We start from the raw sequence: 20,167 nt of genomic DNA, 5'->3' as shown, positions 1-20,167 counted from the left end.
AACGAAACCAAGGGTTTTCACCCCATCACAAAATGCCGGCATGCTATAATGAAAGGTAGAGGTGGATGGGATGAAGAAAGAACATATTATTGAATTGTTAAACGGGGGACATGTATCCATACCGAGGCTCTTATTAACTCATTATTCAACTGTAGGACTTCATGAAGAAGACTGCTTCTTTTTGATCAAGTTACATGCCTTTATCGAACATGGTAATTCATTTCCTACCCCTGAAGAACTTTCAGCAGAAATGACGTATACGCCACAAACGTGTATGGATAAGATTCAACAACTCATGCAAAAAGGTGTTTTAACAATCGATGAACATCGAGATAAAGAAAAAGGCTACTATTCTGAAGCCTATTCGCTGCTTCCACTATGGGAACGAATTTTTACCGAATTAGAGCAACAAGAAGCGGAATTGAACGCTGAAAAAAATGCTCAAAAAGAAGAAAGCTTGTATACTCTTTTTGAACGTGAGTTTGCGAGACCTCTATCACCTATCGAATGTGAAACGCTTTCGATGTGGATCGATGGAGATAAGCATGATCCTGAGCTTATAAAAGCTGCTCTAAAAGAATCCGTTCTAGCTGGAAAATTAAACTTCAGATACATCGATCGCATTTTGTTCGAATGGAAACGCAATAACATTCAAACGATCGATCAGGCAAGGGCGTACGGAGAAAAGTTCAGAAAGCATCAATACGATAAGAAGACACCGTCACCGAAATCAGATAATAGATCGAATACAAGTGCTCCGATATATAATTGGCTCGGAAAATAAAGATAAGGTGAGGAAACGGGAGCGAACCTCCCGTTTTTTTATATGAATGGAAGGATGAATATCGTTGTTAACAAAGCCACAGATTCGTACTGTATTAGATTCCATGGGAGAAATGTTTCCAGATGCACACTGTGAGCTTCATCATACGACACCGTTTGAGCTTGCGATTGCGGTCGTACTATCAGCACAGTGTACGGATGCTTTAGTGAATAAAGTAACGCCGGGCCTTTTTGAGAAATACAAAGAGCCTGAGGATTACGTTAATGTCGAGTTAGAGGAATTAGAAAGTGATATTCGGAGGATCGGGCTTTTTAGAAACAAAGCAAAAAATATCAAAAAGCTTGCTCGAATGGTGATCGAGGAATATGGTGGACAGCTTCCACAAGATCGAGATGAGCTAATGTTGCTACCAGGAGTAGGAAGGAAAACGGCAAATGTCATCGCTTCAGTTGCCTTTGACCTGCCAGCGATAGCGGTTGATACTCACGTTGAGAGAGTTAGTAAGCGGCTTGGGATTTGTCGCTGGAAAGATTCCGTTCTTGAAGTGGAAAAGACGTTGATGAGAAAAATACCAAAAGATGAATGGTCCGTCTCTCATCACCGTTTCATTTTCTTTGGAAGATATCACTGTAGAGCTCAATCACCTAAATGTGAAAGTTGTCCCTTACTAGACTTATGTAGAGAAGGGCAAAAACGAATGAAAAAGGTCGCGCGGAATGGAAAGTAGAGGTATTCCTAAAGCCATTTATCACCCTCTATTCTTTGCTGACTCTGACTGGCATGAAGAGATACAACAAACCACCAAACGAAACCCTTTCTTTTATGAAGTGCAGGAGTTTCTCGGAAAGAAAGACGAGCGACCATGGGATTCCCCTACATCGCATCTCAAGGAGTATTTCGAGCAATGGAAAGACGTTGAAGAAACGATAAGAGCTTTTTTCTCAAGCAGAATGAAAAAAGAAGCGAGCATCGAGATGGTTTTTCAAATCGGCTACTTGATGGAAGTTTTATTTTGGCTGAATGGAAGAAGAGCGCTGGCAGGGGAGTGGCAAGCAACGGTTCGTTCCCTTGAAATCGCCCCGATCAATGCCGCAGAACGCTTAAACTATGTGATCGATCACTATGATCATTACACGTCTTTTATACAATTACGAGAGCTTATTCATGACCTTCACAAAAAGTGGATGAAAAATGAAGCGATAAAAAAAAGCCAATCGGATTAAAAACCGATTGGCTTCTTTTTTAGTTATTTCCAGGTATGAGGTCAGATAGGGAAGATGAATCTTCTTCAGGCTTTCGGCTCTCACTATCATCTGATTGACCATTTCCTTGGCCACCATTGTTTCCGCTACCGTTGCCTCCGCCATTTCCGCCTTGGTTCCCATTACCTTGTTCGTTACCGGAACCTTCGTTTGAACCTTCATTACCTTCGCTGCCAGAGTCATTTCCAGAGCCATTGCCTTCGCCTTCGTTGCCTTGGCCTTCACCGTCTCCATCGCCTTCGCCTTCGCCTTCGTTTTCAACTTCACCTTCGCCGTTTTCTTCATTTTCTTCTTCTTCAGGTTCAGGCTCTTCCTGAGCAGGAACAGTGACTGATGTTTGTGCAGGCTTAGATGTGACACCTGTATCAGAAACGATTGCCGTTACTTTAAACGTAAATTCGCTTCCAGCTGATACGTTGTCGATCGAAACGGCCGTATTGCTCGACTCTGAAATCGTTGCATACTGTCCGCCGTCGACGCTCATTTCTACTTTGTACGTGTAGTCTTTATCTCCACCAGGTTTCCAAGAAACTGAAATGCTGTTCGATGCTTCATCGTATTGAGCAGATAAGTCTTTTACACCTTCAGGCTGTTGATATTTATCAGACGTTTTCTCTGGTGTATTACCTTTTACGAATAGTTCATAAACGATCTGGTCTTTTGGTGTGTAATCACTAGGGAGTAAGCCCGTTTCTTTTTCTACACCAACTTCGACAACAGAATCAGGTTTTTTAAAGTCAGCCGTCTCGATACCTTGAGAAACTCGTTGCATGATTTCTCTAAAGAGAATTTTGGACGTATCGTCTTCTCCTTTGCCAGAATCGAGGTAATGGCTATTAGGAGAGTTAAACCCAGTCCAAACGGCCATCGAGTACTCTGTTGTATATCCTGCAAACCATGCGTCTCTTGTGATTCCTGAAGTCGGGAACCCTTTCGATTCGACAACGTCTTGAGGATGGTTCGTCGTACCGGTTTTTCCTGCTAAAGGTAAACCGGAAATGTTTGCATCCGTACCTGTTCCGCTTTTCACAACTGTCTTCAGCATATCGGTGATCATATATGCCGTGTAATCATTCATCGCTTTAACGGATTCAGGTTCGAGATTGATTTCTCGACCGTCTGGGAACACAACTTTTCTCACCGTGTGGGGTTTGTTGTAGTTACCGTTGTTTCCAAATGCAGCATAAGCTCCTGCCATTTCAAGTGGGGAGGAACCGAATGTACCGATCGCTGCAGTTGGAACCATGTCAGATTCCTTTAAGCCTAGGCCAAGTTTATTAGCAAACTCTAGAGAAGGACCTTCGCCAACTTCGGTAAACGTGTTGACTGCAGGGACGTTATAAGACCACTGCAACGCTTTTCTCATCGATACTTGACCGCGATATTTACGGTCCCAGTTTCGAATGTTTGCGCCATTTATTTCTAGCTTCTCATCCTTAATCGATCGACCAGTCGACCATTGCATGTTGTCGATTGCAGGACCGTAAGAGATGATCGGTTTCGCTGTAGATCCTGTTTGCAGATTGTCTGTCGTCGCATATGGAATGACGCTCTCGTCTTTACGTGTTTCTCCGATCGCACGAACAGAGCCTGACTTCGTATCGAGCAGAACAAGGCCTGATCTCATGTTTTCGTTCGTATAGTTGTAGTTTTCGATCACATCATTCGTAATTTCTTGTGCATTCGTGTCTAGCGTTGTATGAATCGTTAAACCGCCAGAATAAATATCTTTCTCAGATATATCTTTTCTTTCTTGCAATTCTTTCACGACACGATCGATGAACACTTTATACTGCTCACTGGATTTGTCGTTGTTACTTTGAACGACCATGTCACTTACTTTCATCGCACTATATTTCTTAGCCTCTTCTGCTGTGATCACACCTTGCTTTTTCATCAAGCTAAGCACAGTGTTACGGCGTTCTTCTGCGACTTCAGGGTGATCGAACGGGTCGTAAGCTGTCGGACGCTGAGGTAGTCCAGCAAGTAGTGCTGCTTCTCCTGGAGTCAGCTCATCTTGAGTGATGTTCTTATCAAAATAAGTTTCAGCTGCGTCCACGACACCCCATGCGCCGTTCCCAAAATAGATTTTGTTTAAATACATTTCAAGAATTTGATCTTTCGTATACTGTTGTTCCAACTTGATGGATAAGTAAGCTTCTTGAACTTTTCGTTCCAATGATTTCTCTGAAGTTAAAAGAGAGTTTTTGATCACTTGCTGTGTGATCGTACTCGCACCCTCTGCACCAAAACCGTCTGTTACGTTTGCGAGAACTGCTCCTCCGATACGACGAGGATCGATACCAAAGTGGTCATAAAAACGCGTATCTTCAACAGAAACAAATGCGTTTTTTAGAATATCAGGAATTTCATCTATCTTTGCCACTTCACGCGATTTGCTTCCTGCGAGTGTTTGCACTTCTTCATCATTACGGTCTAGAATCACAGAAGATTGTGGGTTGGCTAAAGCTTCTGGATCCAATTCCGGTGCGTTGTTGATGTATGCGATCGCTGTGATTCCTCCAACGGTTATACCCATGAGAAGTAACACAACGAGTGATAGAAGTACTTTTTTGAACGTTCCTTTTTTACCTTTTTTCTTTTTGCTTTCTTTTGGGTTTTTCATTTTACGTCGTTCTTGACGAGAGTTATATTCACTCATGCATATTCCTGCCTTTCAAACCAATACTCTTTATAGGATTCGATACAATCCCGTATTTTATGAATGCGCTATGTTCTAGCTTTGATTGAAATACATTTTATCAATTATCTTCATATAGTCAATGCGTGGTTGGAACGTATAGGGGATCTTGATCCCGTCCTTTTCAATGTCTTCTTTTTTAATTGATTTTCTACCGCCATTTTTCATTTCGGTCCAGTGTTGAAATAGATGTTTGGCATCATAGAAGAATACCTCATCAGACGTTGAGAAGCGCAAAATAATGAAACAGATTCCTGATTGTTCGATCACCTGTTTCATGTGTGAAATTTGGTGCTCGTGAAAGTTATTCAATGGGAAAGAGGTTTTATTCTTCGTTTCTTTCGCTTCAAAATCGATATACCTTCCTTTATAGACACCATTATAATCCGTCGTGGAAGCCTGCTTAAAATAGGCTTCTTTAATAACTGCAGCACTCCGTTTTGGATAATCAACGTTTACAATTTGCACAGGAGTCGGCTTTTTATGAATAACTGCCTTACCGACCGAGAGATAATAAGTATTGCTCTTGTTAATGTCTTCTTCAAGGGTCATTCCTCGATTGCTGTAAGACTTTTGTTTCTGATTCGCAAGCTGATTCTGAGCCGAAGGGACATACGGCTTTCCGTTCGGATATCGAATCGGCAACATAACCATCCTTTCTGTAGAAGCTACTTCAACTATTCTACTCTAATTATAACGTCTTGCACGACTAAAATGTTTCAAGCAGGTGAAAAAAAGATTGAAAGCAAAGAGGGAGTTAAACGGAAAAGAAATCTTAGAAATTAAGAAGCTTGTAGCGGAAGGAAATACGGATAATATTTCACGTACCGTATTTTATGAGAGATTTTTTAGAAGTCATCCCGAGATAAAGTGGGCTTTCTTAGCATCGATGGTGTCTAGAAATGCAGGGTGGAGCATGGCTGATCTTAAAGGCGAATGGTTCCCAAAAATCATCTCACAGGAAAAGATAGCAGCTCTTTTGCTTACATATGAACGAGCGAACTGGACGATCTTCGAGGACGCTTTTCCACAGTTAGTTTTATATGCATTAAGCAAGCAGTATCGATCCTCGATGATGTCATATTTAAATGAATTTCATGTTTCACGTTTTATGCAGCAAGAGTGGGAGACTTTCTTTACAACTAGAGACGAAGAACGCTTGATGAGAGCTTTGATCATCAACGAGCAGCATGTTATAGAGAAACCGGTTCTTTTGCATCACGCTCTTCAGAAAAAAGTATTTCATTCGTTTCTATTCAACATCCAGGAATGGTTCCATTACAGTACAGTTCTTTTTCCCACTCGAGCGGGTCAATTATACGGGCTAACCGTTAAGGGCTTTCGACACACGAAGAATAGAGTGGAACTAGGCAAGAAATTAGCGAAACTGTTGTTCCACCCTGACTATTTTCAACTGTTCTATGACTTTTCGACACACACACCTCCAACAGGTAACCGCTTTGATTATGAGAAATATATGGGAAAAGAGAAAGAAGGGCGCATGCTGAGAGAAGTTTTACCGATCATCACACATCATCAGCGGGAAAAAGTCGAATGGTTTACAAGTAGAAGAACCGTCGCGAAGATGTTGAGAAAAGAAGTAGAGCTTAACCCATTCGATGTTACGGATTGGTACGAGAAGAAAAGAAGTCAGATCAAGATCGTGGTAGAGCTTGAAAATGTCATAAAACCTAGGGGATGATCCCCTAGGTTTTACGTTGAAGGACGGTTGGGTCCTTCTAATTTTTTGTTGCCATATCCAGGTCTTGTTTCCTCTTGTGAAGGCTGTGCGTTTCTTGCAGGTTTTTGCAACTTGCGTTTTTTTGTCATGTCACTACACCTCCTGTTATTTAGTTTGAGCAGAAGTTACAAAATCATTCTGCCGAGTGTCGAAAAAGTTCCGCTTTATCAGTAAAACACTACCTTTGCCGAAACGCTTCTAGTTTTGTCATTGAAGAAGGCGTTCTCAAGTATAGGACGAATTATACAATTACAAAACAGGCGGAAGCCTTCAATAACAGAAGGGATGGGATTTCATGTTGTTAAAAACAAAGCAGGTTTCTGATCAACTTGGTGTGAATCCTACTACTGTTCAAAGATGGGTTAAGTACTTCGATTTAGAGTGTGATAAAAACGAGCTAGGTCACTTTTTATTTAGTGAAGAGACGATTGAAAAGCTTAAGCATATTCAGGAGGAATTGCGTAGCGGACAATCGATGGAAGGGATCAAAATGACAGGTGCAGAAGATGGTGAGAAGAAACCTGCTCCAAAAGTCGTATCTCAGGAAAAGTTTGAGCAACGACTTGACCGATTCTCGGTACGCCTCGAACAGCTTGAGAGGCAGTTAGAAGAAAAAGCAAACGAAGTTATCACTGTACAAGTTCTTCAACATCGCGCAGAGTTAGATGAACTACTCAAGAAAGTGACGCGTATCGAAGAAAAGTTGATGGAACTTGAAGAACACACGTCTATTCAGGAAGCAGTAGGCCAGTCGACAGGAAAAGTGAAGCGTCCCTGGATCATGAGTTTATTTAGTTTCTAGTAAGGAGCTAAATCAATATGCTGGCCTTATGTCCATCTTGGATATAAGGTTTTTTGTTTGTGATTGGAAGCGTCTTTGTGTGTTAGGATAGATGAGATGGGAGTGACTGTCTTGAATCAGAATTTAATTTCTTTAACAAAACAATTGATGGAAATAACAGAAGAAGCAAGGTTGCAATACGTCAATCGGACGCAACTCGAAACGTATGAAGTGGATTTTTACGGAGAAGTAAAGCCATTCGCAGACCGTGCTTTAGCTATATTGAAAGAGTGGGAACCGCTAGCAAGGGAATGGGTAATGGAAAATAAGCCAAAATACTTGTACCCGATTCAAATAAAGAATACGTATGAAAACCTCGAAATGGTTTCTGTCGTTGCTTGGCAAAAAGATACAGGTCCAAAGAAGTTTAATGAGAGAGTACAATCGATCGAATATGTTCTTGAGAAACTGATCGAACAAGCAGATGAGTAACTTCATCTGTTTTACTTAAAAATTTCACGTACTGTATTAATTGTATATTATTCCTAATTTCATGGATACTAATGAAAAAGGGAGTGACAGCATGACAGCTTACTTATGTCCAAGATGTAAAACGAATCGTTCGAGGTTTAACAAACTAGAGCAAAAGGTAACGTCAGTCAAGATGGACCCAGAAACGGGAGAAGTAGTATCTGTAATGGAAGAAGGAGCGACGGACCCTTTTCATATGGAATATAAAGGACCCGAGTATCGCATTCAGTGTGCAACGTGTGGTGAAATTGGAGACGAAGAAACATTCGTTCAATTTGCGCGATCGCACCCAAGAGGGTAATTGAGATACGCCTCCCAAAATCATGGTATAGTAGGTAGACTGGGAGGTTAGGATATGTTCGATCCAACAATTTATGAAAACGTAAAAGTCGTCCTTGAAGGTGAGTTGTACGATCGAGATCTAGACGGTGAAATCACGATAACGAATCGTAGTGACCTCGTCGATCTCGCAACTCTTTCAAGGACTTATATCGTAAGCTTCGAAGAAAACTCAACTGTTTTGAGTACGATCAATCTTCATGCGAGCCTTGAAAGTTTTAGTGCAGAGCAGCTTGAGCTCGATCATATCATGCCTGGGTGTGAATTGAAGCTATGTTTTGATCTAACGATGAGTAAAGAATCTAAGTGTGATGAGATTTACAAGATAATCAAAGAAATATGGGGCGATCGTCCTTATGTTAATCAAACGCTATCTTATAAATATCGTCAGGAAGCAACGATTACGAACCGAGTCGAATTAGAATTCAATCGAAAAATAAACGAAGATCAAATAAGTGATCTCACAACCATTGTCGATTATACCATTCGAACGGCAGCAGAGTTATCGACGATAAAGTGAAAAAGGCGGATAGCATCCGCCTTTTTCTATCCATACTTTTCAGTTGATGTTAGTACTTTCCGCCGCCAAGCTGTTGTTCAGCCATTTGGACAAGACGCTTTGTGATTTCTCCTCCAACAGAACCGTTAGAGCGAGAAGTGGAGTCAGGACCAAGCTGTACGCCAAATTCTCTTGCAATTTCATACTTCATTGAATCTAAAGCTTGTTGTACACCAGGGACTACCAAGTTATTTGAGCTATTGTTATCTGCCATGTTGTACACCTCCTTGCACCTTATCATGTACTTAGCGGTGTGAAGTTATCCAAAATAAAAATGGTAGATAATGGTGTGATGAGAATAATATTTTGAATATTCAAAGGATTTAAATGAACTGAAGTCGAATAGTACATACTAGCTTGGTAACAGCATATTGGAGGGAAAAACATGGATCGGTTCATTCGAAAATCAGGTATTTATCAAAACCTTGAAAAACGAAGGTGGGAATATTGGCTCGTATTGACTGAGGAAAATAAGATTCTCGTTTCCTGGCTATGTTGGACAGCTCCTCAAGAGATTTATGAGCAGTGGAAGCTATCGAATGTATCTTGAAAGAAAAAACTGATTTTAATTTAAAATTTTTAACACAATGATTGTTGTTCGCGTTCAAGTTTTTCTTTTATAATGGTATAGGTGAGTCTATTGTACTAGACAGTGGATGAGTCGAGTGTACGAACTCTTTTTAATACCATTTCAAAGAAAGAGGAGCTCCTATGATCGCAAAACAATGGTGGGTAATACTATTTGTCTTAACATTACTATTTAGTGTTTTTCCACAAACTACCTTAGCAGAAGAACCAAACATAACAAGTGAAACAGCAATACTGATCGATGGAAAAACAGGACAAATTTTATATGAGAAAAACAGCGATCAAGTCATGTATCCAGCTAGTATCACTAAGATCGTGACCGCAATCCTTGCTATCGAATCTGGCAACTTAAATGATTCTGTAGAAGTGAGTAGTGAGGCTCGGCAAGTTGATGGAACGAGAGTGTACCTAGCTGAGGGAGAAACGGTTCCATTAGAAAAGCTCGTTAAAGGTATGATGGTCAATTCAGGTAACGATGCTGCTGTGGCGATTGCGGAGCATTTAAGTGGCAGTGTCGATGCATTTGCTGAAGAAATGAATGCATTCGTTAAAGATGAGTTAAACCTTCAAGATACGAATTTTACGAATCCACATGGACTATTCAATGAAGAACATGTAACGACAGCAAAAGATATGGCAAGAATTACTCAATATGCGATGCAAAATGATGAGTACCGTTCGATCGCCTCCTTAAAAGAGATGGAATGGGTTGGCGAAGAGTGGGATACAACGCTTATCAACCATCATCGCTTGCTGTTAGATCATGATTACGTTACAGGTGGAAAGAATGGCTATGTCTCAAAGTCTGGATTCACACTTGTAACGAGTGCTGAACAAAATGAGCGTGAATTGATCGCTGTTACGATGAAAGCGAATAGTAGCAATACAGCCTATCAAGATACACTCAAGCTGCTCAACTACGGATTCAATGCATTTAGTCCAGTGGTTTATGATGAAGGAAAGATCATCGGTACTGTCGGCGATACAGAATACATGCTATCGAAAGAATTAACACTTTTGAGAAACAACGATGAAGAAGTCGAATTAACGATTACGGACGATGGCGTCATGGAATCTAGTATCGGTTCGATCACCTCGTTATTAGATTCATCGCTTCTATCGGCGAAGTCACTTAACGATTCCTCAACGCCTGTTGCTGAAGTTGAGACTTCTGTCAATAAAACGAGTGGTGAGGATTCCACAAGTAATGAGTGGTTGAACCTTGCCATACTTGTCCTCGGAATCGGGATGTTTATGGTTATGTTACTTGCTTTAATCATGAGCAAGAAATCTTCTCACCGTAGAAGATCACGATCGTTTCCTTAATCGCATCGAAAAGCCTGCAGTGCTACCTGCAGGCTTTTTCATATTGTTCATGTTGTACTTTCTAAATAAAGAGATAAACTTTTTACAGCGGTCATGCCCTGACCTGTAGCAGACGATATACTCGACAATAGAGGTCGCGTACAGACATCGCCTACCGCATAAACGAAAGGTAACGATGTCTGACCTGTCTTATCGCACATAAGATAGCCTTCTTCATCTGCTTCTAAACTGTCTAAGAAAAGACGTGTGTTTGGTTCTACACCAATTCTAATAAAAACACCGTTTACTTGACTTTGATACGTTTGATGCTTTCTGACATAGAATAATTGCTTTTTCGAGCTATCGATCTTTGTTACTACGGAATCTGTTAAGACGTCGATCGAAGGGTGTGCTAATACCGGATCCCTGAATTCATTTCTAGCCCTAAACGTAGTGGAGCGATGAATCAATTGAACAGTCGCACCTGCTTCTGCAAGAAGAAGAGCACCTTCAAAAGCTCGGTCGCCACCTCCGATGACTGCTACTTTCTTTCCTTTAAAGCGATCTCGGTCTCTCGTCGCAGAATACACTTCATTTCGGTCGATCATTTCCTGCTCGCCAGGTATGTTGAGCTTCTTAGGGGATGAACCAGTCGCGATAACTAATGATTGAAAGGCGTATGTGTGAGACGTGGTGTGCAATAATTTGTTGATAAAATCAATCTTTTCGATCGCCACATCCGTACTTAGCTCACAACCCAAAGTTTTTACATGGTCGACTAATTGTTCTTGTAGTGCGACACCACTTTCCAACATGACAGCTGGATAATCAATGATTTTATTGTTGATCGAAAGGAGCTGCCCTCCTAGTTCTTTATTGGATTCTAACAACACATGATCCAGTCCTAAGCGCTTGGCCCATATAGCTGCAGAAATGCCTGCAGGTCCTCCTCCGATTATGATGAGATCTTTTTTATGGAGCAACTTTTTTTCCTCACTTTCTAACAGAAAGCCAATTCTCGAATTCAAGCCAACTTTTTACACGCGGAACGTCAACATCTTTGTTGTACGGGTAATCCATGGCGATCGCCGTTCTACCAGTGTTTCGAAATGCTTCAAGGTTGTGGGGGGCATCGTCTAGTAGCAAGTCTCCGCGAATCATCTCTTTACGATGAGTAAAGATTAGGTTTCTTTTACCGATAAAGGGAAGGTGCTTTTCAACCCATAATTCTTTTTCAGTGTATGCGTATGTACGGCTACTCGTAACGATCAAGAGCTCATAGCGTGAAGATAACCTCTCAAGCACTTCGATTGCGTTGGGGAGAGGAGTCAAAGAAAGAAACAAGCCTGGCTCGTCCAGATAATCATATATCTTTACACCACATTCTTCTTTAACGTAATCCTCTGATCTCCAGCATTGAAGCTTTTCAACATTTAAATTATCTTCGTAGTCACGGTTGTAGCGTTTATGCCATTCAGTCATTAAATCGCATATAACTGAATCCATATCGATTAATAACGTTTTCAAACTCTTCACTTCCTTATGCCTCGTTCTCATTAATCATATCAGTCCTTTGTATACCTTACAATTTATATAAAAAAGACAGGAAGTAATCCTGTCTTCCAAGCTTGTAGAGAAACGTCATTAATCGGTGTGCACCCGATGCCGTAGTCGATGACGATCGCATGCTTTCCGCGGACGAACGTCCAAGCCCGAGGTGAAACCCACACCCCGGTCTCGGCCGCCCGTTCTACCGCAGGAGTCCGCGATCGTCTCTCCTACTTGATGAAGTTTAATCAAAAACGAATCTTCCGCCCAATGGTTTAACAGACAAGTAACGTTAATTAAAACGGAGATGAGATGATCGTCTACTCTCATCGCAACACCGAGACTTTTTCTACAATCTAAGAAGACAGGAGCGAATCCTGTCTTCGTTTTTTAATATTTTACAAAAGCTGCGCCAACGATGATGAGTAAGATAAACAGTACGACGATTAAGGCAAAGCCGCTGCCGTTGTTACAACAATAGTAAGGCATACTTGCTCCTGCCACCTGGTTGTATGGCTCATTTGGATATGGTGCATTTCCATAATTCATAGTTGTGATCCCCCTTAGTATCTCTTGCCCTATCACTATATGTATCCGTCTATAAATGATGTGGGCAAGAGCGGAGGGAAGGGGCAGTTTTTAGAAAAGTACCCAACTAGCCACTGAACGTATTGTCCTTACTACGTTGCTGTAAGAAGTTGTTTCGGTAGTCATCTGTAAGTTCTTTAACTTCCTTACTGAGGAATAAGATGGCGATGACGTTAGGGATAACAAAGAGTGCTAACGTGAGATCAACTAGTTCCCATACGAACTGAAGGCCACCGATTGCTCCGACAAATACGGCACAAATATAAACCACCCTCATCACTTTAGAAGCTTTAGACCCGTATAGGTATTCTGCTTGTTTCTCTCCATAGAAGATCAGGACACCGATGGTACTAATGACAAAGATGAGAAGAAGGGAGGAAACGAAAATTGGGCCCCACGTTTCTCCCATCAAGCCAGCAAATGCGTCAGAGACCATATCCGATGCATTCGAAGGTTTTACATCCTTCCACGCTCCAGATACGAGAACGGTGAAAGCAGTAATTGTGCAAAGAACGATCGTATCAATAAAGACACTAAATATTCCCCATAGTCCTTGACGGCTAGGGTGTGGTGTGTGTGCAGCGGAGTGTGCGATCGAAGCAGTTCCCATCCCAGCTTCGTTTGAATATAGTCCTCTCGCAAGACCCCAGCGGACTGCTGCAGCGAACCCAGCACCAGCAAAGCCACCTGCTGCAGAGATCGGTTGGAATGCATGAACAAAAATCAGCTTCATCACTTCAGGGAACTGGTCGATGTTGATTACCATTACACCGATAGCGCCTCCAATGTAAGTTAGGATCATAAACGGTACAATTTTCTCAGCAACAGATCCTATTCTTATAATTCCTCCAAACACTACGATTGAAATAAGAATCATTAGAATGATACCCGTCAACCAGGTAGGGAGACCGAATGATCCTTCTGTTAATGTAGAGATCGAGTTTGTTTGAACCATGACACCCGGTATAATTTCAATCATCAGACCGAATGCAAAGAGCCATGATGCGAATTTCCAGTTAAGTCCTTTACGTATGTAATACATTGGTCCGCCGACATAGACGCCATCTTTGTTTTTTTCTCGATACTTGATACCCAATACGATCTCAGAGTATTTCGTCGACATCCCGATGATGGCAACAACCCACATCCAAAAGATCGCGCCTGGTCCGCCGAACGCAATCGCAACCGGTACGCCAACAATGTTTGTAGCTCCCGCAGTAGATGCCAGAGCAGAGGTGAAAGCCTGAAATGGTGAGATCGTCCCATCACCTTTATCTTTTTCGAAAATTTTACCGATCGTATGTTTCAAGGTGTGGGGGAAGAATATGATCTGAAAAAAGCCGAGTCGGATGGTTAAAAAAAGTCCTCCGCCTAAAAGTAAAATCATCATCGGATAGCCCCATATGAATCCGGAGAACTCCGAGATCGCATTAAGAATCGTTTCCATTCTAATCGCTCCCTACGAATATAGTGTATAACTTTAATATCCAAAAATAGGGAACGTGAAACTTTAATAAGATAGAAGTCTAGAAAACGATAAAAAAAACAGCCGGTTTGACCCGACTGTTTTTTTATTGTGGCTGTTGGCCGTTAAGCTGGTTCTTAACGTGCTGTACTTCTTGCATCTGCGCAGGTGCTGCTGGCTGATAGTACCCTTTTTGCTTCGCATAATGATAAAGATTATACTGCCTTTGTTCATCAGTATCTCTTATTTGTTGAAGCGTCTGACGCAGCTGCTCGTTGTCACATTGTGAAATAACACCGCCATAGTTGATCAGGCTTCCATTTAGAGCTGACAAGTAATCGTTGACCATATCCTTCTCATTCATTACGTTCTCCTCCTTAACCTAAAAAAGACATAAGCTGTTGTTTTGTATTTCTTGCATCTTGCGCATCTTTTTGCAGCATTTGCTTTAGTTCAGGACAAGTACAAGTTTGGGCATACGTATCAAGTTTATTTGCCAGCGTGTCGTGACCACCGATCATGTGGCGAAGGTTTTGCAACTCCAATTCATTCAACTGTTCCATAAAAGTCCCTCCTTCTATTGAATCAATCTTAATATTGAATGTTGAGGGACTTTTTATACGTGTTTACGCGATGATGTTTCGATTGTTGGTGAATTGCTCATACTCTTTAGTAGCCATGATTTCTTCTAATATATGTACAACGTTCCACACATCTTCAAACGACGTATATAAGGAGATCGGTGCAAGACGAATGACGTTTGGAGCTCGAAAGTCAGGAATCACGCCTTTGTTTTTTAACGCTTTGCAAATTCTAGCAGCTTCATTGTGTTCTATACAAACATGGCCACCACGGCGATGGTCCTCTGCAGGGTTAGCTAATGTGAAGCCAAAGCGATTCAGTTTTAAAGCAGTTAACTCCATTAAGTACTTCGTGAGCGTTAACGACTTTTCTCGAATTTGTTCAATGCCGGCTTCAGAAAAAATTTCTAACGAACCAATCAATGAAGCCATACTGAAAATATGAGGTGTCCCGATTTGGAATGCTCCAGCGGTTTGTGCATGATCAAGGTCATGACTCATATCGAATTGAACGTCTTTCTTCGAGCTGAACCAACCTGCAAGACCTGGTTTCTTTCCTAGGTGTTTTTCATGAACATAAAGACCGCCGACACCACCAGGTCCACTATTTAAATATTTGTACGTGCACCATACCGCGAAGTCAACACCCCAATCGTGTAAGTGATGTGGGATAACACCGATGGAATGCGCAAGATCAAACCCTATTATGATGTCTTTATCGTTTGCTGCTCGCGTTATTTTTTTGATGTCGAGTAATTGACCGCTACGATACAAGACAGAAGGGAGGAGGACTAGTGCGACTTCGCTTGTCATCTCCTTAATAATGTCGTCTTCATCGATCGTACGACCATCTGAACTTTGCACTTGAATAAGGTGTTCATCTGGTGATAATCCGTGAAGCTCTAGCTGTGCTTTTATTGCATATATATCTGATGGGAAAGTGAGTGAATCAGCGATGATCTTCGTTTTCTTATCACTTGGCTTGTAAAACGTTGTTAGCATTTGATGGAGGTTAGTGGTGATCGAACCTGTTGTGATCGTTTCATCTTCTTTTGCTCCGATAAGGGGTGCAGTCATCTTGCCAAGCATTTCTGCCATATAAAACCATGGTTGCTCCGCGTCTGTCCAACCATTGATTCCATGCGTTTTCCAATCGTCAATCGATTGGAGTAGAGAAGCTTCAGCTCGTTTTGAGAGAAGGCCAAGTGAATTGCCATCCATGTAAATGGAATGATCCGGAGTATAAAACTCATGTTTGAAGTGGCGTAGAGGGTCTTTTTCGTCTAGCTCTTTTGCATAATAAATGGACTGTGGTACACTCAATTTACTCAGCTCCTTTAGTATCATAATCGTATGGTAAAGAATGAGAAGCTGTCAACGCTTACATCGCCCGATATGAAAAAACTAAATGTTTTTTTGAAATAATGATTGACGGGTTTTGGGTACGGGTGTTATTATATTAATTGTCGCTGAAATGAAAGAAACCACATGCGGGTGTGGCGGAATTGGCAGACGCGCTAGACTTAGGATCTAGTGTCTTACGACGTGGGGGTTCGAGTCCCTTCACCCGCACCAGAATAGATGCGCCCGTAGCTCAATTGGATAGAGCGTCTGACTACGGATCAGAAGGTTAGGGGTTCGACTCCTCTCGGGCGCGCCATTACATAACATAGCGATGAAATCGGGAAGTAGCTCAGCTTGGCAGAGCACTTGGTTTGGGACCAAGGGGTCGCAGGTTCAAATCCTGTCTTCCCGACCATCACATAGCGTGGCGGTGTAGCTCAGCTGGCTAGAGCGTACGGTTCATACCCGTGAGGTCGGGGGTTCGATCCCCTCCGCCGCTACCATATAATTAAATAGTGGAGGGGTAGCGAAGTGGCTAAACGCGGCGGACTGTAAATCCGCTCCCTCAGGGTTCGGCGGTTCGAATCCGTCCCCCTCCACCATCTTTGGGCTATAGCCAAGCGGTAAGGCAACGGATTTTGATTCCGTCATGCGCTGGTTCGAATCCAGCTAGCCCAGCCATTTTGCGGGTGTAGTTTAGTGGTAAAACCTCAGCCTTCCAAGCTGATGTCGTGGGTTCGATTCCCATCACCCGCTCCATTACATAATTTTAATTAAGACTTTTCCAAGAATGGAAAACGTGGTATACTAACTTTCAGTTATCGTATCACACATACTACCATGCGCCTTTAGCTCAGCTGGATAGAGCAACAGCCTTCTAAGCTGTGGGTCAGAGGTTCGAATCCTCTAAGGCGCGTATCTCAAAACCTCTGAGTGGTTACACCACTCGGAGGTTTTATTTTGTGAGCTAAGAGAATGACGAGGAGTTCAAAAGGCGAACATTCACGCAAAAAATGAACCTATTATTAATTTCTACGTAAATTCGCACGCATCTCTCTTGATTTTCCCGCTTAATGTGCTACTATATCCGTAGAAACCTTATTGCAGTAACTGACGACAAATGTGGAAGTAACCACAAGGGAGCTGTAATGAATAAAGCCGGTCGTCTGGGCGAAGAAATAGTGATATTTCTTAACACTGTCTAGGAGGAATCAGTTCATGTCAGAATCCAAATTATTAGATGGAAAAGCAGTCGCAAATCGTGTGAAAGAACAGCTTAAAGAAAGAGTGGAAGCACTTAAAACACAAGGTGTTACGCCCAGCCTCGCAACGATTCTTGTTGGAGATGATCCTTCCTCTGAAACATATGTGCGAATGAAGGGAAATGCATGTGAACGTATAGGAATCGTATCAAAAAAGATTCATCTGCCAGAGGAAACAACCACCGAAACGTTGCTTGAAACCATAGAAGAACTGAACCGCGATGATTCTGTCCATGGTATTTTGCTTCAGCATCCTGTGCCGTCTCAAATCGACGAACGCCTTGCATTTGAGACGATCGCGATCGAGAAAGACGTCGATGGGGTGACGAGTGAAGGGTACGGACAGACTGCTCTAGGGTTTGGTACATACCCATCTTGTACACCTGCAGCAATTATGAAGATTATGGAAGACTATGACATCAATCCTGAAGGTAAGCATGCGGTCGTCGTAGGAAGAAGTCCTATCCTTGGAAAGCCCGTTGGTGCTCTTCTTTTAAATGAAAATGCTACAGTCACAACGTGTCATTCGAGAACTGTTAATTTGGCAACTCATGTTAGACAAGCTGACATCGTAGTTGCTGCCGTAGGAAAGCCAGAGTTCATCAAGGGTGAATGGATCAAAGAAGGAGCGATCGTCCTCGATGCTGGTTACAATAAAGGCAATATTGGTGATGTCGAATACGAAACAGCAAAAGACAGGGCGTCTGCGATTACTCCTGTTCCAGGAGGCGTTGGTCCTGTTACGATCGCGATGTTATTAAAACATACGGTAGATGCTGCAGAAAAATCTGTAACTAGCTAACGAAAAACTCGGGTATGACCCCGAGTTTTTTTATGTAGGAAAGCACATTTCATGAGCATTTTACTAATTGGTTTGGGAATACTGTGTTAGTCTCGTAATGAAAGATCATTAGTGAAGGGAGCATGAATAATGAAATTAGAAGGTAAAGTTGTACTCGTTACAGGCGCAAGCAGCGGAATAGGTGAAGCGATCGCACGTCATTTAGCAGATGAAGGAGCTAACGTGGTACTTGCCGCACGTCGAGAAGAGAAGTTAACTGATCTCGCTCAGTCTTTAAATGATCAATCGAACGGCAAAGCGCTCGTAGTGAAAACGGATGTAACCAAAAAAGAGGACATGGAAAACTTGGTTCAACAAGCGAAAGATACATACGGCAAAGTTGATATGATCATTAACAATGCTGGTGTTATGCTACTTTCGTTCATGAAGAATGATGAAGTGGATCAATGGACTCAGATGGTAGACGTAAACATTAACGGTGTTCTTCACGGTGTTCACGCCGTCTTACCTGACATGCTTAAGCAGAAGAGCGGACACATCGTGAATGTTTCAAGTGTAGCTGGTCACGAAGTATTCCCTTCTAGCAGCGTCTATAGTGCAACAAAATACGCTGTTCGAGCACTATCGATGGGACTTGAAAAAGAACTTTCGAAAACAGGAGTCCGTGTAACAAACATCTCTCCAGGTGCAGTAGAATCTGAACTTACAAACCATATAACTGACGACGAAGTACTAGAAATGTTTAAAGATCGTGCAGCATCGATGAAAAAGCTTCAAGCTGATGATATCGCACGTGCTGTTGTTTATGCACTAACACAGCCTGATTACGTCAACGTTAATGAAGTGGTTGTTCGACCGATGCAATAGGAAAAATTGCGCTACTACACAAAAAAAGCCAGCAAATGCTGGCTTTTATGATTCATTCTCACTCTTTTTATAGATTCGCTCTACAACTTCCTGAAGCGAATCTGGCTTATGGAACTCGATTGGAGAGAAGCCTTTTTCAAACGTAATCGAATCGGCTTCGATCGCAAGTACATATTTTCCATTCACTTTCGCTAAGTGAATACTTTCTCCAAAATCAGACAGCATCGCTTTAACAGATACATGATCGAGCTTAAGCTTCCATTCTACGTCAGGAGATTGTTCCACGATTTGTGAAGTAGCTTCCACTACTTGTTCTGTGGTAAAGTGCTCTTGTAACTCTCTCTTAGGACTCGCCGCCCATTCTTCCATCACCTGTTCGAACTGTTCTTTCTCTTCGCTTTCTGGTTGGAACGTTTCTTGTATGTGGTCCTGAACGATATCCATCGTTTGCGTCTTCACGATTTCTGGCATCGATTTTTCATATTCGACCCACTTTAAGAAGTCTTCGAAATACCGAGCATGTGAGGACTGGTGAACTTTAACTTCTGCGCTATCGATCATGCCCTCTTCAGGCATGTAGGGGTATTGGACAGATTTCATGTTTTTTGTTGTTATGGCCATCTCGATATTTTCTATTAGCGTATCTTCGTTAGTAATTGTTGCCACTTTCGGTTCGAAGTCACATTTCATTATAAAAAGGAACGGATCGTCGAATAGTTTAGTGAGCTTAGCGGATGCAACGATTAATACGCCACCTCGAATCGCGCTCGTATCAAGATACATCTGTACGATTTGATCTGCTTCTGACTCAAAATCATCAGCCGTTTCAGAGTACCTTGCTCTGTGAAATAAATTAAAATTCGGATTAGATGTCAACTCATGACCAGGTTCAACCATAAAACGACCGATCTTAGTAGGAGCTCCTTCAGATTTTGCGTGACGATCAACTTTTCTTTTTGTAATTTTCGCAAGCTCTCCATCTAAAAAAGATTTAAGGGGGCTATCGGTATATGTAACTTCATCTAGCGTTTGAAAATGTTTATACTGTGCTTCTTCATTTTCCTTTGGACCTTCTACGAGGTAAAAGGATAAATAGTTCATAGAAAATTCCATTTTATC

24 protein-coding genes, 8 tRNA genes and 1 riboswitch are annotated in these 20,167 nt (G+C 41.9%); of the genes, 20 read left to right on the top strand and 12 right to left on the bottom strand.

Going from position 1 to position 20,167, the window contains the following annotated elements; translation table 11 throughout:
* The first annotated feature begins 70 nt into the window (after nt 1–70).
* From ACXAHI_RS04155 to ACXAHI_RS04145, 3 genes are all read left to right on the top strand, one after another.
* Nucleotides 71–784, top strand: coding sequence for a DnaD domain-containing protein (locus ACXAHI_RS04155; RefSeq protein ID WP_474846146.1), 714 nt, complete (start codon nt 71–73; stop codon nt 782–784).
* A gap of 64 nt (nt 785–848) precedes the next feature.
* On the top strand, nt 849–1,511 hold the full coding sequence (gene nth, locus ACXAHI_RS04150) for an endonuclease III (protein ID WP_474846144.1): 663 nt from the start codon (nt 849–851) through the stop codon (nt 1,509–1,511).
* On the top strand, nt 1,501–2,007 hold the full coding sequence (locus tag ACXAHI_RS04145) for a YpoC family protein (protein WP_474846142.1): 507 nt from the start codon (nt 1,501–1,503) through the stop codon (nt 2,005–2,007). The genes nth and ACXAHI_RS04145 overlap by 11 nt, the downstream gene beginning before the upstream one ends.
* A 19-nt stretch (nt 2,008–2,026) precedes the next feature.
* Here ACXAHI_RS04145 and ACXAHI_RS04140 read toward each other — a convergent pair whose 3' ends face one another.
* Complete coding sequence (locus ACXAHI_RS04140) at nt 2,027–4,708, bottom strand: PBP1A family penicillin-binding protein (protein WP_474846140.1); 2,682 nt, start codon at nt 4,706–4,708, stop codon at nt 2,027–2,029.
* A 75-nt stretch (nt 4,709–4,783) separates the two neighbouring features.
* Entirely contained in the window at nt 4,784–5,392 is a 609-nt protein-coding gene (gene recU / locus ACXAHI_RS04135) for a Holliday junction resolvase RecU (protein ID WP_474846138.1), read from the bottom strand.
* A gap of 94 nt (nt 5,393–5,486) precedes the next feature.
* Here recU and ACXAHI_RS04130 point away from each other — a divergent pair, with 94 nt between their 5' ends.
* From ACXAHI_RS04130 to ACXAHI_RS04110, 5 genes are all read left to right on the top strand, one after another.
* The gene (locus ACXAHI_RS04130; RefSeq protein WP_474846137.1) at nt 5,487–6,449 is read left to right on the top strand and encodes a DUF2515 family protein; all 963 of its coding nucleotides are present in this window, start codon (nt 5,487–5,489) and stop codon (nt 6,447–6,449) included.
* 334 nt (nt 6,450–6,783) lie between these two features.
* The gene (locus tag ACXAHI_RS04125; protein ID WP_474846135.1) at nt 6,784–7,290 is read left to right on the top strand and encodes a MerR family transcriptional regulator; all 507 of its coding nucleotides are present in this window, start codon (nt 6,784–6,786) and stop codon (nt 7,288–7,290) included.
* Nucleotides 7,291–7,401: 111 nt separating this feature from the next.
* Entirely contained in the window at nt 7,402–7,761 is a 360-nt protein-coding gene (locus tag ACXAHI_RS04120; RefSeq protein ID WP_474846133.1) for a YppE family protein, read from the top strand.
* A gap of 91 nt (nt 7,762–7,852) precedes the next feature.
* Nucleotides 7,853–8,101, top strand: coding sequence for a DNA alkylation repair protein (locus ACXAHI_RS04115; protein ID WP_474846131.1), 249 nt, complete (start codon nt 7,853–7,855; stop codon nt 8,099–8,101).
* Nucleotides 8,102–8,155: 54 nt separating this feature from the next.
* Nucleotides 8,156–8,659: a hypothetical protein gene (locus tag ACXAHI_RS04110; RefSeq protein WP_474835355.1), complete on the top strand. Its 504-nt coding sequence runs from the start codon at nt 8,156–8,158 to the stop codon at nt 8,657–8,659.
* 49 nt (nt 8,660–8,708) lie between these two features.
* Here the strand turns inward: ACXAHI_RS04110 and ACXAHI_RS04105 are convergent, their stop codons facing one another.
* Nucleotides 8,709–8,912, bottom strand: a complete 204-nt coding sequence (locus tag ACXAHI_RS04105; protein WP_224877892.1) for an alpha/beta-type small acid-soluble spore protein — start codon at nt 8,910–8,912, stop codon at nt 8,709–8,711.
* Between the two features lie 171 nt (nt 8,913–9,083).
* On the opposite strand from ACXAHI_RS04105, the gene ACXAHI_RS04100 reads away from it, so the two are divergent.
* Nucleotides 9,084–9,248 carry a hypothetical protein gene (locus tag ACXAHI_RS04100; protein WP_270179008.1) on the top strand — a complete coding sequence of 55 codons (165 nt, stop codon included), beginning with the start codon at nt 9,084–9,086 and terminating at the stop codon, nt 9,246–9,248.
* 161 nt (nt 9,249–9,409) lie between these two features.
* Nucleotides 9,410–10,612: a D-alanyl-D-alanine carboxypeptidase family protein gene (locus tag ACXAHI_RS04095; RefSeq protein WP_474846129.1), complete on the top strand. Its 1,203-nt coding sequence runs from the start codon at nt 9,410–9,412 to the stop codon at nt 10,610–10,612.
* A 47-nt stretch (nt 10,613–10,659) separates the two neighbouring features.
* On the opposite strand, the gene ACXAHI_RS04090 is transcribed toward ACXAHI_RS04095, so the two are convergent.
* The 8 genes from ACXAHI_RS04090 to kynU all read right to left on the bottom strand — a co-directional run bounded on the left by ACXAHI_RS04090 (nt 10,660) and on the right by kynU (nt 16,120).
* Nucleotides 10,660–11,574, bottom strand: a complete 915-nt coding sequence (locus ACXAHI_RS04090; protein WP_474846127.1) for an NAD(P)/FAD-dependent oxidoreductase — start codon at nt 11,572–11,574, stop codon at nt 10,660–10,662.
* A gap of 10 nt (nt 11,575–11,584) precedes the next feature.
* Nucleotides 11,585–12,118: a 5' nucleotidase, NT5C type gene (locus ACXAHI_RS04085; protein ID WP_474846125.1), complete on the bottom strand. Its 534-nt coding sequence runs from the start codon at nt 12,116–12,118 to the stop codon at nt 11,585–11,587.
* 62 nt (nt 12,119–12,180) lie between these two features.
* On the bottom strand, nt 12,181–12,321 hold the full coding sequence (locus tag ACXAHI_RS04080) for a hypothetical protein (RefSeq protein ID WP_474846123.1): 141 nt from the start codon (nt 12,319–12,321) through the stop codon (nt 12,181–12,183).
* 208 nt (nt 12,322–12,529) lie between these two features.
* A complete protein-coding gene (locus ACXAHI_RS04075; protein WP_270179004.1) occupies nt 12,530–12,688 on the bottom strand; it encodes a YjcZ family sporulation protein in 159 nt (52 codons plus the stop codon).
* 106 nt (nt 12,689–12,794) lie between these two features.
* Nucleotides 12,795–14,174 (bottom strand): alanine/glycine:cation symporter family protein, encoded by a 1,380-nt coding sequence (locus tag ACXAHI_RS04070; protein ID WP_474846121.1) that lies wholly within the window; start codon nt 14,172–14,174, stop codon nt 12,795–12,797.
* 124 nt (nt 14,175–14,298) lie between these two features.
* The gene (locus ACXAHI_RS04065) at nt 14,299–14,556 is read right to left on the bottom strand and encodes a spore coat protein (protein ID WP_474846119.1); all 258 of its coding nucleotides are present in this window, start codon (nt 14,554–14,556) and stop codon (nt 14,299–14,301) included.
* Between the two features lie 13 nt (nt 14,557–14,569).
* Nucleotides 14,570–14,755, bottom strand: a complete 186-nt coding sequence (locus tag ACXAHI_RS04060; RefSeq protein WP_270179001.1) for a hypothetical protein — start codon at nt 14,753–14,755, stop codon at nt 14,570–14,572.
* 63 nt (nt 14,756–14,818) lie between these two features.
* On the bottom strand, nt 14,819–16,120 hold the full coding sequence (gene kynU, locus ACXAHI_RS04055; protein ID WP_474846117.1) for a kynureninase: 1,302 nt from the start codon (nt 16,118–16,120) through the stop codon (nt 14,819–14,821).
* 143 nt (nt 16,121–16,263) lie between these two features.
* Here kynU and ACXAHI_RS04050 point away from each other — a divergent pair.
* The 10 genes from ACXAHI_RS04050 to ACXAHI_RS04005 all read left to right on the top strand — a co-directional run bounded on the left by ACXAHI_RS04050 (nt 16,264) and on the right by ACXAHI_RS04005 (nt 19,048).
* Nucleotides 16,264–16,348, top strand: a tRNA-Leu gene (locus ACXAHI_RS04050).
* An 8-nt stretch (nt 16,349–16,356) separates the two neighbouring features.
* A tRNA-Arg gene (locus ACXAHI_RS04045) sits at nt 16,357–16,433 on the top strand.
* Nucleotides 16,434–16,455: 22 nt separating this feature from the next.
* A tRNA-Pro gene (locus tag ACXAHI_RS04040) sits at nt 16,456–16,532 on the top strand.
* Nucleotides 16,533–16,543: 11 nt separating this feature from the next.
* Nucleotides 16,544–16,620: transfer RNA gene (locus ACXAHI_RS04035), tRNA-Met, on the top strand.
* Nucleotides 16,621–16,634: 14 nt separating this feature from the next.
* Nucleotides 16,635–16,719 (top strand) — tRNA-Tyr (locus ACXAHI_RS04030).
* A gap of 4 nt (nt 16,720–16,723) precedes the next feature.
* Nucleotides 16,724–16,798, top strand: a tRNA-Gln gene (locus tag ACXAHI_RS04025).
* 4 nt (nt 16,799–16,802) lie between these two features.
* Nucleotides 16,803–16,876, top strand: a tRNA-Gly gene (locus ACXAHI_RS04020).
* 83 nt (nt 16,877–16,959) lie between these two features.
* Nucleotides 16,960–17,033: transfer RNA gene (locus ACXAHI_RS04015), tRNA-Arg, on the top strand.
* 180 nt (nt 17,034–17,213) lie between these two features.
* A riboswitch (ZMP/ZTP riboswitch) is annotated at nt 17,214–17,296 on the top strand.
* Between the two features lie 39 nt (nt 17,297–17,335).
* Nucleotides 17,336–18,181 (top strand): bifunctional 5,10-methylenetetrahydrofolate dehydrogenase/5,10-methenyltetrahydrofolate cyclohydrolase, encoded by an 846-nt coding sequence (locus tag ACXAHI_RS04010; protein ID WP_474846115.1) that lies wholly within the window; start codon nt 17,336–17,338, stop codon nt 18,179–18,181.
* A 126-nt stretch (nt 18,182–18,307) separates the two neighbouring features.
* On the top strand, nt 18,308–19,048 hold the full coding sequence (locus ACXAHI_RS04005) for an SDR family oxidoreductase (protein WP_474848062.1): 741 nt from the start codon (nt 18,308–18,310) through the stop codon (nt 19,046–19,048).
* 45 nt (nt 19,049–19,093) lie between these two features.
* On the opposite strand, the gene ACXAHI_RS04000 is transcribed toward ACXAHI_RS04005, so the two are convergent.
* A complete protein-coding gene (locus ACXAHI_RS04000) occupies nt 19,094–20,161 on the bottom strand; it encodes a DUF3900 domain-containing protein (RefSeq protein WP_270182356.1) in 1,068 nt (355 codons plus the stop codon).
* Nucleotides 20,162–20,167 lie beyond the last annotated feature (6 nt).

The organism is Anaerobacillus sp. ABD4_527 (assembly GCF_056160805.1).
Note: the sequence above shows the minus strand (reverse complement) of the source record. Positions and strands in the feature narration are given on the sequence as shown.

What these genes read in the sequence shown, in the direction of transcription:
- ACXAHI_RS04155 (WP_474846146.1), top strand. Translation starts at nt 71, where the DNA reads ATGAAGAAAGAACATATTATTGAATTGTTAAACGGGGGACATGTATCC.
- ACXAHI_RS04145 (WP_474846142.1), top strand. Translation starts at nt 1,501, where the DNA reads ATGGAAAGTAGAGGTATTCCTAAAGCCATTTATCACCCTCTATTCTTT.
- ACXAHI_RS04140 (WP_474846140.1), bottom strand. Translation starts at nt 4,708, where the DNA reads ATGAGTGAATATAACTCTCGTCAAGAACGACGTAAAATGAAAAACCCA.
- ACXAHI_RS04125 (WP_474846135.1), top strand. Translation starts at nt 6,784, where the DNA reads ATGTTGTTAAAAACAAAGCAGGTTTCTGATCAACTTGGTGTGAATCCT.
- ACXAHI_RS04115 (WP_474846131.1), top strand. Translation starts at nt 7,853, where the DNA reads ATGACAGCTTACTTATGTCCAAGATGTAAAACGAATCGTTCGAGGTTT.
- ACXAHI_RS04110 (WP_474835355.1), top strand. Translation starts at nt 8,156, where the DNA reads ATGTTCGATCCAACAATTTATGAAAACGTAAAAGTCGTCCTTGAAGGT.
- ACXAHI_RS04105 (WP_224877892.1), bottom strand. Translation starts at nt 8,912, where the DNA reads ATGGCAGATAACAATAGCTCAAATAACTTGGTAGTCCCTGGTGTACAA.
- ACXAHI_RS04100 (WP_270179008.1), top strand. Translation starts at nt 9,084, where the DNA reads ATGGATCGGTTCATTCGAAAATCAGGTATTTATCAAAACCTTGAAAAA.
- ACXAHI_RS04095 (WP_474846129.1), top strand. Translation starts at nt 9,410, where the DNA reads ATGATCGCAAAACAATGGTGGGTAATACTATTTGTCTTAACATTACTA.
- ACXAHI_RS04075 (WP_270179004.1), bottom strand. Translation starts at nt 12,688, where the DNA reads ATGAATTATGGAAATGCACCATATCCAAATGAGCCATACAACCAGGTG.
- ACXAHI_RS04070 (WP_474846121.1), bottom strand. Translation starts at nt 14,174, where the DNA reads ATGGAAACGATTCTTAATGCGATCTCGGAGTTCTCCGGATTCATATGG.
- ACXAHI_RS04065 (WP_474846119.1), bottom strand. Translation starts at nt 14,556, where the DNA reads ATGAATGAGAAGGATATGGTCAACGATTACTTGTCAGCTCTAAATGGA.
- ACXAHI_RS04060 (WP_270179001.1), bottom strand. Translation starts at nt 14,755, where the DNA reads ATGGAACAGTTGAATGAATTGGAGTTGCAAAACCTTCGCCACATGATC.
- kynU (WP_474846117.1), bottom strand. Translation starts at nt 16,120, where the DNA reads ATGATACTAAAGGAGCTGAGTAAATTGAGTGTACCACAGTCCATTTAT.
- ACXAHI_RS04010 (WP_474846115.1), top strand. Translation starts at nt 17,336, where the DNA reads ATGTCAGAATCCAAATTATTAGATGGAAAAGCAGTCGCAAATCGTGTG.
- ACXAHI_RS04000 (WP_270182356.1), bottom strand. Translation starts at nt 20,161, where the DNA reads ATGGAATTTTCTATGAACTATTTATCCTTTTACCTCGTAGAAGGTCCA.